The sequence below is a fragment of the Vibrio maerlii genome (assembly GCF_003415655.1).
Lineage (GTDB): Bacteria > Pseudomonadota > Gammaproteobacteria > Enterobacterales > Vibrionaceae > Vibrio > Vibrio maerlii.
In genome coordinates this window covers 75,479-90,968 of the sequence record NZ_QRHC01000013.1, presented here as the reverse complement: position 1 = coordinate 90,968, position 15,490 = coordinate 75,479, and the positions used below count along the sequence as shown (strand labels likewise).

Annotated in this window: 10 protein-coding genes; 3 read left to right on the top strand and 7 right to left on the bottom strand. The window is 46.7% G+C overall.

Going from position 1 to position 15,490, the window contains the following annotated elements:
* Positions 1–32: 32 nt before the first annotated feature.
* From aroQ to DPF91_RS18915, 4 genes are all read right to left on the bottom strand, one after another.
* On the bottom strand, positions 33–482 hold the full coding sequence (aroQ, locus tag DPF91_RS18930; protein ID WP_117236012.1) for a type II 3-dehydroquinate dehydratase: 450 nt from the start codon (positions 480–482) through the stop codon (positions 33–35).
* A 296-nt stretch (positions 483–778) separates the two neighbouring features.
* Complete coding sequence (gene acs / locus DPF91_RS18925) at positions 779–2,731, bottom strand: acetate--CoA ligase (RefSeq protein WP_117236011.1); 1,953 nt, start codon at positions 2,729–2,731, stop codon at positions 779–781.
* A 206-nt stretch (positions 2,732–2,937) separates the two neighbouring features.
* The gene (locus DPF91_RS18920) at positions 2,938–3,576 is read right to left on the bottom strand and encodes a 3'-5' exonuclease (RefSeq protein WP_117236010.1); all 639 of its coding nucleotides are present in this window, start codon (positions 3,574–3,576) and stop codon (positions 2,938–2,940) included.
* A gap of 9 nt (positions 3,577–3,585) precedes the next feature.
* The gene (locus tag DPF91_RS18915; protein WP_117236009.1) at positions 3,586–5,415 is read right to left on the bottom strand and encodes a DUF294 nucleotidyltransferase-like domain-containing protein; all 1,830 of its coding nucleotides are present in this window, start codon (positions 5,413–5,415) and stop codon (positions 3,586–3,588) included.
* A gap of 400 nt (positions 5,416–5,815) precedes the next feature.
* Between DPF91_RS18915 and DPF91_RS18910 the strand changes: the two genes are divergently transcribed.
* Positions 5,816–7,003, top strand: coding sequence for a 3-phenylpropionate MFS transporter (locus DPF91_RS18910; protein ID WP_117236008.1), 1,188 nt, complete (start codon positions 5,816–5,818; stop codon positions 7,001–7,003).
* A 98-nt stretch (positions 7,004–7,101) separates the two neighbouring features.
* Complete coding sequence (locus tag DPF91_RS18905; protein ID WP_117236007.1) at positions 7,102–10,545, top strand: hybrid sensor histidine kinase/response regulator; 3,444 nt, start codon at positions 7,102–7,104, stop codon at positions 10,543–10,545.
* Positions 10,546–10,719: 174 nt separating this feature from the next.
* Here DPF91_RS18905 and DPF91_RS18900 read toward each other — a convergent pair whose 3' ends face one another.
* Both DPF91_RS18900 and DPF91_RS18895 read right to left on the bottom strand, forming a co-directional pair.
* Positions 10,720–12,423, bottom strand: a complete 1,704-nt coding sequence (locus DPF91_RS18900) for a sodium:solute symporter family protein (protein ID WP_117236006.1) — start codon at positions 12,421–12,423, stop codon at positions 10,720–10,722.
* 9 nt (positions 12,424–12,432) lie between these two features.
* Positions 12,433–12,699 carry a DUF4212 domain-containing protein gene (locus DPF91_RS18895; protein ID WP_117236005.1) on the bottom strand — a complete coding sequence of 89 codons (267 nt, stop codon included), beginning with the start codon at positions 12,697–12,699 and terminating at the stop codon, positions 12,433–12,435.
* A gap of 355 nt (positions 12,700–13,054) precedes the next feature.
* Between DPF91_RS18895 and DPF91_RS18890 the strand changes: the two genes are divergently transcribed.
* Positions 13,055–14,800 carry a potassium/proton antiporter gene (locus tag DPF91_RS18890; RefSeq protein WP_117236004.1) on the top strand — a complete coding sequence of 582 codons (1,746 nt, stop codon included), beginning with the start codon at positions 13,055–13,057 and terminating at the stop codon, positions 14,798–14,800.
* Here the strand turns inward: DPF91_RS18890 and DPF91_RS18885 are convergent.
* Positions 14,797–15,426: a response regulator transcription factor gene (locus DPF91_RS18885; RefSeq protein ID WP_117236003.1), complete on the bottom strand. Its 630-nt coding sequence runs from the start codon at positions 15,424–15,426 to the stop codon at positions 14,797–14,799. The two genes, DPF91_RS18890 and DPF91_RS18885, sit on opposite strands and share 4 nt — an antisense overlap.
* Between the last annotated feature and the right edge of the window lie 64 nt (positions 15,427–15,490).

Sequence of the window (15,490 nt, the reverse complement as noted above, 5' to 3'; positions counted from 1 at the left end):
CTTAGGCCGTATAAAGTTCGGTGGTGTTTTATTTACTGTGACTTAAGCGCATTAATCGCTGCAGTCAAAGCAAATTGGTAGCCTTGTGCCCCAAGCCCACAGATCACCCCTTGTGCCTTATCAGACAGGTAAGAGTGATGACGAAATGGCTCGCGAGCGTGTACGTTAGATAAATGCACTTCGATAAATGGGATCGCAACGCCAAGTAACGCATCTCTAATCGCAACACTAGTGTGAGTAAATGCTGCTGGATTAATGATGATGTAGTCTACTTTTTGGAATGCGTCATGAATGGCTTCGATAAGCTCATATTCACGGTTAGATTGAAGATGGACCAGTTCTACGTCGTTCTCTGCGGCTTGTTCAGATAGTGTGGTAACAATATCTGACAGCGTCTGTGAGCCGTAATGCGCAGGTTCGCGCAAGCCTAAAAGATTTAGGTTTGGGCCATTTAGAAGTAGGATGCGAGATTTTGCTGACATTATGTAGTTATCTTCTGTTAACGTGAAACAAGTTCCGATGTTACATTTATTACCCGAATCTGCCTGTTAGTTTAAAGTTAAAACGTGGCAAATTCTAAAAATAGACCAAGATTATAGCTAATTCACCACAATTAGCAGCAATTTACTGGTCTAATCTCATTATTAAGGGTGTGATTTCTGCCACCAAGTTAACAAAAAGTACAGTTTCTTAAATTTTCTGCAGCCCAAAATAGAAAATGCAGCCAACTTGGCTGCATTTTTAGAGTTTTTACGTAACTTAGGCTCTAACTTGAAAGCTAAACGAGTTCTGCTTTCTCCGCAATAAGCTTCTCAACCACACTTGGATCGGCCAATGTTGAAGTATCACCAAGGTTACTGGTGTCTCCAGTGGCAATCTTACGTAGGATTCGACGCATTATCTTACCAGAACGAGTTTTAGGTAAAGAGTCTGTCCAGTGCAATACATCCGGTGTCGCAATCGGTCCAATCTCTTTGCGGACCCAATCTTTTACTTCTTTGTGCAGTTCTGCTGTTGGGTACTCACCATCATTGAGTGTGATATAAGCGTAAATAGCTTGGCCTTTGATGTCGTGTGGGATGCCCACTATCGCCGCTTCGGCAATTTTACTGTGAGCAACCAGTGCCGATTCAACCTCTGCCGTCCCCATTCTGTGACCTGACACGTTTAGTACGTCATCCACGCGACCGGTGATCCAGTAGTAACCATCTTCATCTCGACGTGCACCATCACTGGTAAAGTACATGCCTTTGAAGGTTGAAAAATAGGTTTGTTCAAAGCGCTCATGATCGCCATAAACGGTGCGCATTTGACCAGGCCATGAATCGAGAATGACTAGGTTACCCTCAGCGGCCGTTTCTTCAATGACATTACCCATGTTATCGACCAGCGCAGGCTGAACACCGAAGAAAGGACGTGTTGCCGACCCAGGTTTAAGGTCTGTTGCACCAGGGAGTGGAGCAATCAAAATACCGCCTGTTTCCGTTTGCCACCAAGTATCAACAATCGGTGATTGCTCGTTACCAATTGTCTTGTAGTACCACTCCCAAGCTTCAGGGTTGATAGGCTCACCAACAGAGCCCATAACTCGTAGACTTGAGCGAGAGGTGCCTTCAATCGCATCATTACCTTTGGCCATTAGTGCGCGAATTGCGGTTGGCGCTGTGTATAGAATGTTTACTTGGTGCTTATCAACCACTTCACTCATTCGGCTGGTATTAGGATAATTAGGCACGCCTTCAAACAGGATAGTCTTTGCACCATTTGCTAAAGGGCCATAGATTAGGTATGTGTGACCGGTAATCCAGCCTACATCGGCAGTACACCAGAAGGTTTCGCCTTGTTGGTAATCGAATACATATTTGAAAGTCATCGTGGCATAAACCAGATAACCGCCAGTGGTGTGCAATACACCTTTGGGTTTACCGGTTGAGCCAGACGTATATAGGATGAAGAGAGGGTCTTCTGCTTTCATCTCTTCAGGTGGACAATCGTCGCTAACATTAGCGGTTGCTTCGTGCCACCAAACGTCTCGGTGTTCATGCCAGTCGATATCACCACCAGTGCGCTTGAGAACAAGCACCTTAGTGATGGTTTTTACATTTGGGTTCGTCAGCGCTTCATCAACGTTCTTTTTCAAAGGGACAGCACGTCCACCACGAACACCTTCATCAGCTGTCACCACGACTTTTGCGTCGGAATCAATAATACGGCCAGATAAGGCTTCCGGAGAGAAACCACCAAATACCACGGTATGCACCGCACCGATGCGGGTACAAGCCAGCATGGCCACAGCAGCTTCAGGTACCATCGGCATGTAGAGACAAACCACATCACCTTTTTGTACGCCTTGCTCTTTTAGAGCGTTCGAGAAGCGACAAACTTCTTGATGTAACTCTTTGAATGTCAGTGTTTTGTCGTCGGCTGGGTTATCTCCTTCCCAGATGATCGCTACTTCGTCACCACGCTCAGCGAGATGACGGTCAATACAGTTTGCAGAGACGTTCAATGTACCATCTTCGAACCAGCGAATATCCACATGACCCGTATCGAATGAGGTATTTTTGACTTGAGTATAAGGCTTGATCCAGTCCACAACCTTACCGTGTTCAGCCCAAAAGCCTTCAGGATCAGAGACAGATTGCTGGTACATCGTGAGGTACGTATCGTTATCAGCATGAGTCGTAGCTTTGATGTTTTCTTTTACTGGATACACATGGACTTCACTCATTACTTCTCTCCTTTGAATTGGGCATATTCCCTTAATGACGAGCTATGTTTTGATTTGAGTTGCTCTTCGGATGGCGAATATCAGCATATTCGCTTGATGCCTAACACTGTCGAACACACTGTCATTTTCTACAATTAGACTTTAGGCGGACATTGGTGTTTTTGCGTATTAGATGGAGGCATAATTCGCGACATGAGTCGCATTCATTAGGAAGTACGATAAGCGGCGGAGGTGAGCGCAGGGAGATCACCGTGGGTTAGGCGAACATAGATTAATGCGGCTGCTATCGTATCTTGTAGAGCATCATGGCGATGTTGCAAGGGGAGCTCTAGGTGTCGGCATATTGCCTCTAGACTTAGGTCAAAGTAGGCATTAGGGAGGTGACGTTCCAATCGGTCATGATATAGCTGACTTACCTCAATGAGTCTATTGGGGAGCGGAAATCCGAAATGCTTTCTGAAGGCAATATCAAGAATCTGCTTGTCATAACGAATGTGATAGCCAACTAAAGGGCGGTTACCGATGAAGGCAAGTAGTCGCTCTAAGGCCTCTTTTTCAGGTAAGCCATTTTTAAGATCTTGGTGACGTATTTGGTGGATCTTTATTGAGGACTCATCGAGGCTAACAGGTGCCCTCAAGTGAACCTCAAATGGCGCGCTAGTTAGAATCCGGTTGCTGACGATTTTCGTGGCAGCGATAGTGACAATTTCAGCTCTTTTGGGGTCTAAGCTGGTGGTCTCACAGTCGAGAGAAACATACTCCTCACCCTGATAAGGGGTAAATAAGGGGGCAAATAGGTTGTTTTTGAGTTTATGACGCCACCACAACCTTTGTAATCCATTCATTCTCTGCCCCTAATCTTTAATTTGGTAGTGATAACCCAACCATTGTTTGAACTTTTTCACCACGTGCAAGCTATGGCGCAAGATATCTCGTTCACCACGATCAAGTTGCGAAGTATAAAGCTTATTGTGGGTGTGCTGATTCGCCAGTTGCTGACCGAGCCGGAGCTTGAAGAATAATTTGAGTGCCTCACTGAGGTTATCGGCAGTATCGGGTTCTAGCACTTTAGCTTGCACCAAGGTTTCAATACGGTTGAAGGTGTTTTTGGATTTAATTCCGTTTTCTAAACTGAGTGCACGAATGCCATGCACAATCGGAAATATTCCTCCTTGCTTAATATCTAAGCCAGATTTTGAACTCTTGACGTTGCCAAATAGGGTGAGCGGTACCGAAAAGCTGAGAGCCGGTTTAGTGAACTCAGCCAGTTTAAGCTCTTGTTCTTTCATTAAATTGGATAAGTGGGACAGCACTGGGTCAAGTAAGCTTTGATTGCCCGCTACAGCATGAGCATCAGCGAAAATAGCCAAATTCATCACAGTCTCTGCAGTGGCTCTATCAACCCAACGTTCAATGGTCTGCTTCCATTGTGCCTGACTTCGCACCCACTTTGGGTTGTTGACCATCACTTGTCCTGGGCACAACGGGTAGCCTAACTGTTGCAGTGTGTGGGTTAGAGTTTCCATCACCGACTCACACTGATGCCACTCTAGTCCATCTTGAATGATTAATGCGTTATCTTGATCGGTTTTAAGGATTTGCTCTCCACGACCTTCCGAGCCCAGCACCACCAAGCAACAATGGTCATGCAAAGCAGGTGGAACGACAAGCTGAAAGGCCTTATCAATGATCTGTTCATTTACCGCAGAGATAAGCTCCATGATAAAGCGGGTTCTAATGCCGTTATTGAGTAGCCCTTCAACGAGTTTGCGTTGTCTATTGGATGCTAGGGCCAGCTCTTCAATGCTGTCGGCACGTGCAATTTGAAGACTTAGTACATGGGAGTGGGTAGAGAATGAGCTCAATATCTGCGTCATGTCGAGCATACCGATCGGAGTATCACCATCACAGACCATCAAACGCTTCATTTTATTTCTTGTCATGGTGATCATGGCGTTGAATAAGAAGTCTCCGTCTTGACATTGGAACACTGGATAAGAGGTGATTGGGCCGAGTGGGTCAGAGGCTGCATGCCCGTTGAGCATGATGGCGTGCAACAAGTTAGTTCTTGTGATGATGCCAAATTGAGGCTGCGGCATAGCGTTGATACGAGAGTCTGATGCGGAAAGCTCGACCAAGGCTGCGTCTACAGAATGCTCTTTCAGAGCTTGAGTGGCTTGTTGCAAGCTAAGTGATGCAGATAAGACGATTGGCGGGTGATAAATGCTACTATCGACCTTAGTAAGGATAAACTCAGCAAGATTCTGTTGCTTGTGCGCCGACTCCAACAGAGATTGTCTGCGGGCGAGGTTGTTATCAAAATACGCAGCAAATTGACCATTTTCTTGATATAGAGATAGAAACACCTCCTTAGGCAGTAGGTAGGAGAGGGTGTCTTCTAATGCTACGTAAGTATGCTTGCTCAAGCCTGATTCATTGACGAGTCCACGTACATCAAAGAGATCTTCAGCAGCGTAATGGGCATAGATTTCACCGGAATCTGCCGATCGTTCTTCTACACCACCTTTGATAAGCACGAACAAAGAGTTGCATGGTTGTTCTGCTTTCAGGATGTTATCCCCTTGGCGATAGTAGGCAACATCAAGAGATTCAACCAACTGCTTTTGCTGGCTTTTAGATAAACGATCAAATGGCGGGGATTGAATATTGAAGTTGCTCGGCATGGAGTGTTCCTTCTCCTTGGATCTCTTGTTCATCTTCGAATAAGTGGTGAGAGTTCGCTAGGCGACTTTGGTCTATACTCTTCATACTCGAAGCCGCAGCTTTGTTAACTGCGTCAAGCCACCCTAATCACATAGAGCATCTATGCTCATAGGATTTAATTGTCTTGTTGCCGCGCCGCAAGTCCAATTATTTTGAGTATATGTCTTTCATATTTGAAGCCGCAGCGTTATTGCTTAGCTAAAATTCCAGTTGTTATTGGAAGCTATTTCGTTGCGAATTGCTGATACCAAACGATTAAGCGGAAACAAAAATATCCACAACATTCCCTTTTTCCCCCTTAATGTGCGGTGCATAATAAGCACCAATTCAGTTCTTCGTTCAATTTAGTTAGGGCTCACTATGTTCACTCCCACCCCGTACGCCTGGATTTCGCAGTACTTTATCGGGTTCTTTTTCGCTTATGGTGTCTATTTGCCATTTTGGGCGCTTTGGTTCGAGGGGCAGGGCATCAGCGCCAGTGATATCGGGTTGTTGATGGGGATTGGTTTTGCGACTCGCTGTGTTGCAAACCTAGTGATCACGCCACGACTACATCGCGTCGAACAGCTTATTCCGGCATTGCGCGTATTGAGTGTCGCAGCTTTGATTTTCATTGCGATTCATCTGCTTACAGGTCCTAACTTCTGGCTACTCGCTCTTGCAACCATCCTATTCAACGCTTGCTGTGGACCCATTGTTCCGCTTTCTGATGCGATGGCGAACCATTATGCCAAACTGAATATGCTTGATTATGGGCGAACGCGCCTGTGGGGCTCGGTGGCTTTCATCGCAGGTTCTACCGTTGTGGGTTATTTGGTGACTGGCTTCGGTTTGAGCATGATTGTTTATACGGCTCTGTTTGGCGTGCTGCTCTCATTGATATTCAGTGTCCGTAATATTAACCCTATGCCTGTTTCGGATGGTGAGAAAGAACAGATTCGCCCTAAACTAACTGCACTACTCAAAGAGTGGCCTGTTATCCGCTTTTTAGCCCTAGTGGCTTTGATTCAGGGAAGCCACGCAGCTTACTACAGCTTTAGTTCGATCATGTGGAAAGGGGCTGGTCATGCTGAGAGTACCATAGGTTATTTGTGGAGCTTAGGTGTGGTGGCAGAGGTATGCATCTTTGCTTTCAGTAAGCGATTGTTTGGTGGTTGGTCACTGAGAACCTTGTTTGCCATTGCTTCGGTTGGTGTGGTAGTGCGTTGGGGTTTAACTGCGATGACGACCGATATCTGGGCACTGGTTCTGATTCAAGCTTTGCATGGTATTACATTCGCATTGGCACACTTAGCTGCGATCCAATACATTCAACAAGCAGAGCAAAGCCGCATGGTGGCACTACAGGCGCTGTATAACGCGATCCCTCTTGGTGCTGTTATTGCAGTTATGACTCCACTGAGTGGTTGGGGGTATGAAGCGTGGGGGGCTAATGTCTTCTGGGCGATGGCGATCATGGGTATTGTTGCACTATTGATCAAAGTTGAACCGCAGAAACCCAAAGTCGTTGAGGTTGAAGTAAAAGCGGAGCCTAAGCCACAGAATTAATGTGAATTGTTTGTTAATTCAACGATTAAGACGTTAAATGAAAGCCTCTCCCTACGGAGAGGCTTTTTTCGTGCATCTGAAAGCTGAAAGGAAACGCAATGCAAGGATGGATTGTTGTACCTGTTTCTCTAGCTTATCTAGGGATCTTGTTTTTAATCGCTTGGTATGGGGATCGCCAAACCCGTTGGCTTTCTCGATGGAGACCATGGATCTATAGCCTTTCTATTGCGGTATACTGCACTTCGTGGACCTTCTACGGCACGGTGGGGCAAGCCAGCAGTAACCCTTGGTCTTTTCTACCCATCTATATTGCCCCGATTATTGTTTTTACCCTTGGTTGGCGAGTATTGGCTCGCTTGATGCTGATAGCGAAGCGTGAACACATTACCTCGATTGCCGACTTTATCGCGGCACGCTATGGGAAATCACAAGGACTTGCGGTTACCGTTACGTTAATCGCAGTGGTAGGTATCTTGCCTTATATTGCCTTACAACTTCGTGGTATCACCATGGGGTTAGATATCGTTGCTCCCAATCTTGCTTCACAGTTTGGTTATCTCGATCGTCATGTTTCCTGGTTTGTCGTCGCAGCACTAGCGGTATTTACTATGTTGTTTGGTACTCGCCATATCGATAATACCGAGCATCACCGAGGCATGATGATGGCGGTGGCCTTTGAATCCATTGTTAAGCTAGTGGCGTTTATTCTAGTTGGTAGCTTTATCGTTTGGTTGGCGATTCGTCGAGAGGACATCAATCTCATTGATACCGCTATCGCAACCTATCAATCACCAAATATCGCCACCCTAGTGATTCATACTTTATTGACCATGATTGCGATAATCTGCTTACCTCGCCAGTTCCATACCATGATTGTGGAGAATGAAAGAGCGCAAGACCTCCATACCGCGCGTTGGGTCTTTCCTTTGTATCTTGTGCTGATGGGGTTGTTTGTGTTGCCAATCGCTTGGGCCGGGCAGAGCCTACTGACCAATACCTCCCCAGATACCTTTGTCATTAGCTTACCGATGTCAGTAGGGGCAAATGATATTGCACTATTGGCCTTTCTTGGTGGCACATCAGCAGCAAGTGGCATGGTGATCGTATCGACGATTGCCTTAGCGATCATGGTGTCGAATGACCTTGTACTCCCTTTACTTCTACGTCGCATGCGCTTTGCTGATAAAGGGCATCAACAGTTCTCTGGATTGTTGCTCAATGTCCGCCGCGGTTTGATACTGTTATTGCTATTCGGCGCTTGGGGTTTCTATCAGGCATTGGATTCTATCGAGTCACTGTCTGTTATTGGCTTTCTTTCCTTTGCTGCTATTGCGCAGTTTGCACCAGCTCTTATTGGTGGCTTGTATTGGCGCTCAGGAAATCGAAAAGGGGTGTACGTAGGGTTATTAATGGGATTTGTCATTTGGCTAATCACCTTGATGAGCCAAACCCATCTATTGGCAGGCGATGCGCAAAGTAACGTTTTGATTCGTCTCATTACCCCCCCCGAGGTAATTCAGGGTTGGGGAGTGAAGAGTTCAGAATGGGGTATGCTGTTAAGCATTGGCCTTAACACCTTGTGCTATGTATTTATTTCATTAGTGACACGTTCCAGCCTAAGTGAGCGCTTACAGTCAGCGGCTTTTGTCGGCATGCCGCTTCCTGAGAATGAGAATATCAGTCTCTATCAGAGTCGAGTCACTGTTGCGGAACTGGAGATGCTTGCTTCGAGGTTTGTTGGACGAACTCGAGCCAAGAACGCGTTCAATCATTTCTGGCAGCAGCAATCTGAAACCCTGCTACCCAATCAACAAGCGCCTGCTGGCTTGATTCGTCACACTGAAAGGCTGCTAGCCGGCGTTTTTGGTGTCTCTTCTGCTAAGTTAGTGCTTACTTCTGCTTTGCAAGGTAAGAACATGCAACTTGAAGAGGTGGCAACCATTGTCGATGAAGCCTCTGAGCTGTATGACTTTAGTCGGGGTTTGCTGCAAGGTGCGATTGAACACATTGGTCAAGGGATTGCGGTCGTAGATAAACAGCTAAGGCTGGTAGCATGGAATCAGCGCTATCTTGAGTTGTTTATTTTCCCGCCGGGGCTTATTCAAGTGGGACGTCCCATTGCTGATGTGATTCGTCATAACGCTCAACAAGGCTTATGTGGCCCTGGCGACCCAGAGGTTCATGTCAAAAAGCGAATATACCACCTTGAACAAGGCACTCGTCATACCTCTTCTCGTGTCAGGCCCGATGGTCGAGTCATTGAGGTTCAGGGTAACCCGATGCCAAGTGGCGGGTTCGTGATGAGCTTTACCGATATCACGGTATTCCGCGAGGCAGAAAAAGCCCTGCAAGACGCCAATGAAAGATTGGAAGAGCGAGTGCATGAGCGAACTCAAGAGCTGGAAAACCTCAACAAACGCCTCGTGACAGCAACGCAGCGCTCTGAGCAAGAATCACAATCTAAAACCCGTTTCTTAGCCGCTGTCAGCCATGACTTGATGCAACCCTTGAATGCGGCGCGTCTATTTGCTTCGTCCCTGTCTGAAGTAGCCAACGATGGAGAAACTAAAAAGCTTTCAGGGCATATTGAGAGCGCACTTGGGGCCGCAGAAGATCTGATTGGTGACTTGTTGGATATTTCGCGCTTAGAGTCTGGCAAGCTCAAAGCCAATATGCAGAGCTTTCCGATCAAAGAGGTGTTCGACAACCTATCAGCAGAATTTGGCGTACTTGCGGAAGAGCAGAACATTCATTTCAAAGCACTCGATTCTAGCTTGTGTGTACGCTCGGATGCTAAGTTGTTGCGTCGAGTATTACAAAACTTTCTCACCAATGCGTTTCGCTATAGCCCTAGAGGGCGTGTGGTGCTCGGTGCTCGCAGGGTTAATGAAACCGTGCGGATCGAGGTATGGGATAACGGAATGGGGATCTCTGAGGATCAGCAACAATTGATCTTTCAGGAGTTTACCCGTGTTGATCAAGCGAGAGCGGATCAAGGCTTGGGATTAGGGCTTGCGATCTCTAAGGGGTTATCACAGGTGATCGACGGCCAGATAGGGCTACGCTCTTGGTTGGACAAAGGCAGCGTATTCTCGATTACTATTGAAAGGCAAGCTCAAGCCGATATTCGACCATCGCTGGTTAACAGCACTGAACCGATAATCAAGCACTCTGAGCTAAGTCATCTGAAGGTGCTATGCGTCGACAACGAAACCGATATTTTGGTCGGGATGCAAAACCTGCTAGAACGTTGGCAGTGCGATGTCAGAACCGCAACTGACTTAGTGACGAGTTTGCAGCACCTTGAGAGTGGTTGGACACCTGACGTCATATTCTCAGATTACCGGTTAGATAACGACAGGACGGGCTTAGAGGTGCTTCAGCAATGTCGCTTAAGACTTGGTAGCCAGTTTGAAGGAGTGATTATCAGTGCTGATCGCACGCCAGATATGATGGAAGGTATCAAGTCGAATGGCTTTGGTTTTATTGCGAAACCTGTTAAGCCGCTGAAGTTGAGAGCGGTATTGAATCGTCTAAGTTAAAGCATTCTGGCGCTCATTGAACTCTAGGTTCTAACCAGAAAATGAATGATGCATTGAACAACTGATATGCCGAACAATTGGCGCAAACAAAAAGCCGAGCATCCCCATGCTCGGCTTTTGAACATCTTCCCTGTTTAACGAGAAGTGAATTACAGATTAATTCTTTATGTCCGATTAATGGTCGTGAGCTGCACCCGCACCTTTTGGATAACGGATTGACTCAACCATGTCTTGTACATTCTTCGGTACCTCTGCAGTTACCTTGTTTACTGCGATTGATACGATGAAGTTCAGACACATACCTAGCGTACCGATACCCTCAGGGCTGATACCAAACCACCAGTTGTCAGGTGTGTTTGCTGCTGGGTTAACGAACTTGAAGTAGATGATGTAAGTTGCTGTGAACAGGATGCCCGCCAACATACCTGCGATAGCACCTTCTTTGTTCATCTTCTTGTAGAAGATACCTAGGATGATTGCAGGGAAGAAGGACGCTGCTGCTAAACCGAATGCAAAGGCGACTACCTGTGCTACAAAGCCTGGAGGGTTAATACCAAGATAACCCGCGCCGACAATTGCGATAATAGAGGCGATTCGCGCAGCGGTTAGCTCCTGTTTATCGGTCATGTTTGGCTTGAAGCCTTTCTTCAACAAGTCATGAGAGATAGAGGTTGAGATAACCAGTAGTAGACCTGCTGCTGTAGATAGTGCTGCAGCCAGACCACCCGCTGCCAATAGTGCGACTACCCAGTTTGGAAGTTTCGCTAGCTCAGGAGAAGCCAGTACGATGATGTCGCGGTTAATCTTCATCTCGTTACGCTCATCACCCGAGTAGAACATTTTGCCGTCGCCGTTCTTATCTTCCCAGCCAACTAGACCTGTGCTTTCCCAGTTTTTATACCAACTTGGTGCTTCTGCCGCTGCCACACCTTGCATGTCTGGACCGTTAATCGTCTCAATCATGTTTACACGAGCAAACGCTGCAACACCTGGTGCTGTTGTGTAAAGCATAGAGATGAACAGTAGTGCCCAACCAGCAGAGATACGCGCATCACGTACCTTAGGTACGGTGAAGAAACGGATGATTACGTGAGGAAGACCAGCAGTACCTACCATTAGAGCAGCACAGATAAAGAACACATCTACCATGCTCTTATTACCTTCCGTATAGGCGGTAAACCCGAGCTCTTCGGTCAGTCCATCAAGCTTATCTAACAGGTAAACATCAGTGCCAGATATGGTTGAACCCATGCCCACTTGTGGTAGTGGGTTACCCGTCATCATGATTGATGTGAAGATTGCAGGAACAAGGAATGCGAAAATAAGTACACAGAACTGTGCTACCTGTGTATAGGTGATGCCTTTCATACCACCTAGTACCGCGTAGAAGAATACGATACCCATACCGATAATAATACCGACGTTGATATCAACTTCTAGGAAGCGAGAGAATACAACGCCTACACCACGCATCTGACCTGCCACATAAGTGAACGAGATAAAGATGGCACAGAACACCGCTACCATACGCGCCGTTTTAGAATAGTAACGTTCACCGATGAAATCTGGCACAGTGAATTGACCGAATTTACGTAGATAAGGGGCTAAGCAAAGTGCAAGAAGTACGTAACCGCCGGTCCAACCCATGAGATATACCGCGCCGTCATAACCGACGAACGAGATAATACCTGCCATTGAAATGAAAGAGGCCGCAGACATCCAGTCCGCCGCTGTTGCCATGCCGTTCGCTACAGGGTGAACACCACCGCCCGCAACGTAGAACTCACTTGTAGACCCCGCACGAGCCCATACTGCGATACCGATATAGAGTGCGAAAGTGATACCGACCAGAATAAACGTCCAAGTTTGAATATCCATTTTTAACCCCTAGTCTTCGTGTACGTTGTATTTCTTGTCGAGCGAGTTCATACGCGCAACATAAACAAAGATCAGCGCGACAAAGGTGTAAATTGAGCCTTGTTGAGCAAACCAGAACCCTAGCTTAAAGCCACCAAATTGAATGCTGTTGAGAGCGTCTACAAATAGGATGCCTGCTCCATATGAGACGGCAAACCACACTGCTAATAGTGTTCCCATGATTCCCAAGTTTTCTTTCCAGTAGGCTTGAGCATGTTCTGTCGATTCGAACGCCATGGCCTTCTCCTTCCGTGTCCATATCATTTAACCAATGATGTTTGTGTTAATGTAATGTTACGGTTTGAAAGATAGCAGCCTAATATCAAGAACTCTGTTCAACTTTAGTCGCGGTAACAAATGGGCAAAACGCATAGAAAATAGGGTTTTCTTTCGAAGGGGAGTGATTTTTGTGATGTTAATTACTTGTTAACTTAGCCAAAGGTCTAACATTGGGCGACTATTAAATAGGGAGTGTCATAAGAAGTAACAACTAATCTGCCATAAAAGAACGGAACGGCTGTGCTAAGGCCATGATGGTAGATAATTATTTGGTATAGTGAACGAGCACGGCAACGATATATTGGAGGGAGAGTTGGACGCAGTCACCATTAATCATTTATTTCTTACTGGCGCAGTACTTATCGTACTGAGTGTACTGCTTTCTCAGTTTTCATCCCGGATAGGCGTACCGATATTATTGATCTTTCTCTTCGTTGGGATGCTTGCTGGAGAAGATGGCCCTGGTCGTATTGCCTTCGATGATTACTCTCTTACCTATTTGGTGAGTAACCTTGCGCTCGCCGTTATCCTCCTCGATGGTGGAATGCGCACAAAAGTTGCGAGCTTTAAAGTTGCGTTTTGGCCTTCACTTTCATTGGCCACTATAGGTGTAGCATTAACCGCTACTCTCACGGGGTTAATGGCGGCTTGGTTGTTTGAACTGACACTCATGCAAGGCATCTTAGTCGGAGCGATCGTCGGCTCTACAGATGCCGCTGCCGTATTTTCTCTGCTCAAAGGTCAGAGCCTGAATGAGCGTGTTGGTTCGACTCTAGAGATTGAATCTGGAACCAATGACCCTATGGCTGTGTTCCTAACGGTGACGTTAATTTCTTTACTTGGAAGCCCAGATACTGAATTAGGGGCGAGTTTCTTGTTTAAGAGCTTCGCTATGCAGTTCGGTATCGGCACTGTCGTCGGGTTTGCTGGTGGTTGGTTATTGTGGAGTATTGTTAACCGCCTGCAGTTAGCTGATGGTTTGTACTCAATCTTAGTGTTAAGTGGTGGTGTAGCGCTGTTTGCCTTTTCTAATATGCTGGGTGGCAGTGGTATTTTGTCGGTGTACTTGATCGGTCTGTTTATCGGTAATCGTCCTACACGAGGTCGCCATGCCATCTTGAATGTGCTGGATGGCATGACTTGGCTGAGCCAGATAGTGATGTTCTTAGTGCTTGGTTTGCTCGTTACCCCATCGACCTTAATGGACATTGCATTGCCTGCTCTGGCCCTCGCTTTCGGTATGATCATTTTTGCTCGCCCATTGTCGGTGTGGCTGGGTCTACTGCCATTCAGAAGCTTTACAACTAAAGAACGTTGGTTTGTTTCATGGGTTGGTCTACGCGGGGCGGTTCCTATTATTCTTGCTGTATTCCCTATGATGGCAGGGTTGCCAAGTGCACAGCTCTATTTCAATATAGCCTTCTTCGTGGTGATGGTATCTCTTATCGTGCAGGGGGGGACCTTGATGAAGGTCGCTGGGGTTGCGCAGGTCACACTCCCTCCCAAACCGACTCCAATATCACGAACAGGGGTAGAGATTTTCCCAGCAAGCGAATGGGAGATGTTTGTTTATAAGCTAAAACCTGAAAAATGGTGTGTGGGTGAGCCCCTCAAGAAGTTGTCGATGCCAGAAGGTACGCGCATCACGGCAATGTTCCGACAAGACCAGTTATTACACCCATCAGGCAGTACAGTCTTAGAAGCGAATGATATTCTTTGTGTGCTTGGTCAAGATAAGGATCTTGATAGCTTAAGTGTGCTTTTCAGTGAGGCTCCTGAGTCGGAAGAGGCTGCACGCTTCTTTGGGGATTTCTTCCTCGATGCCAGTCAATTAGTCGTGAACGTCAGTGATTGGTATGGTATTGAGCTCGGTACCGAAGAAGAGGGGAAAATGTCGCTGAGAGAGTTGGTGACCCAAGAGATTGGTTTACACCCTGTACTTGGAGATAACTTTGTCTGGCACGATATTAACTGGGTCGTCGCCGAGATAGAAGACCATGAAGTGATGAAGCTTGGACTATGCCTACCGGAATCGACTGAAGCTCAAGAGAGCCACTAATTGTGGATCTCTTGCAGTAAGATGACAGCTTGAGTTCGATTATTGACCTCAAGCTTGCGGAAAATCGCGGTCATGTGAGCTTTGATCGTCGCTTCAGAGACGTTGAGCTCATAAGCGATTTGCTTGTTGAGCAACCCGTCGGAGAGCATTCCTAGCACCTTATATTGTTGCGGAGTGAGGGTCGCGATTTTTTCAGCAAGGTCAGTACAGGCGGCATTGTTGGTGATGAGTTCTTCTGGGAAGAAGGGTTCGCCATCGAGCACCTGATTTAAGGCGCTTACTAATGCTCGCATGTCGCTCGACTTGGGAATAAAGCCAAATGCGCCGTGGCTTTTCACTTGTGTCACGACACTCGGCTCTTCACTTGCCGAGATTACGACGATAGGCAGGTCGGGGTATTCGGCACGTAGGTGAATAAGGCCTGACATCCCATTTGCCCCTGGCATTTTCAGGTCTAGAAGCAGTAGGTCGGGCTCATCATCTTTCTTTAGTAGATCGAGTAGGGCATCAAGCGAGTCTGCCTCAAGCAAATTGGCACCACTTATCGCCATGTGAACAGACTGAAACAGTGCATTGCGAAACAGTGGGTGATCATCAGCGATGATTATGGTGTAGGTCGAATCCATGACGTTAAACACTCTTTAACATAGGGTTAAAAAGATTATCGGTGGATTCTGCAGTAAGGACAAT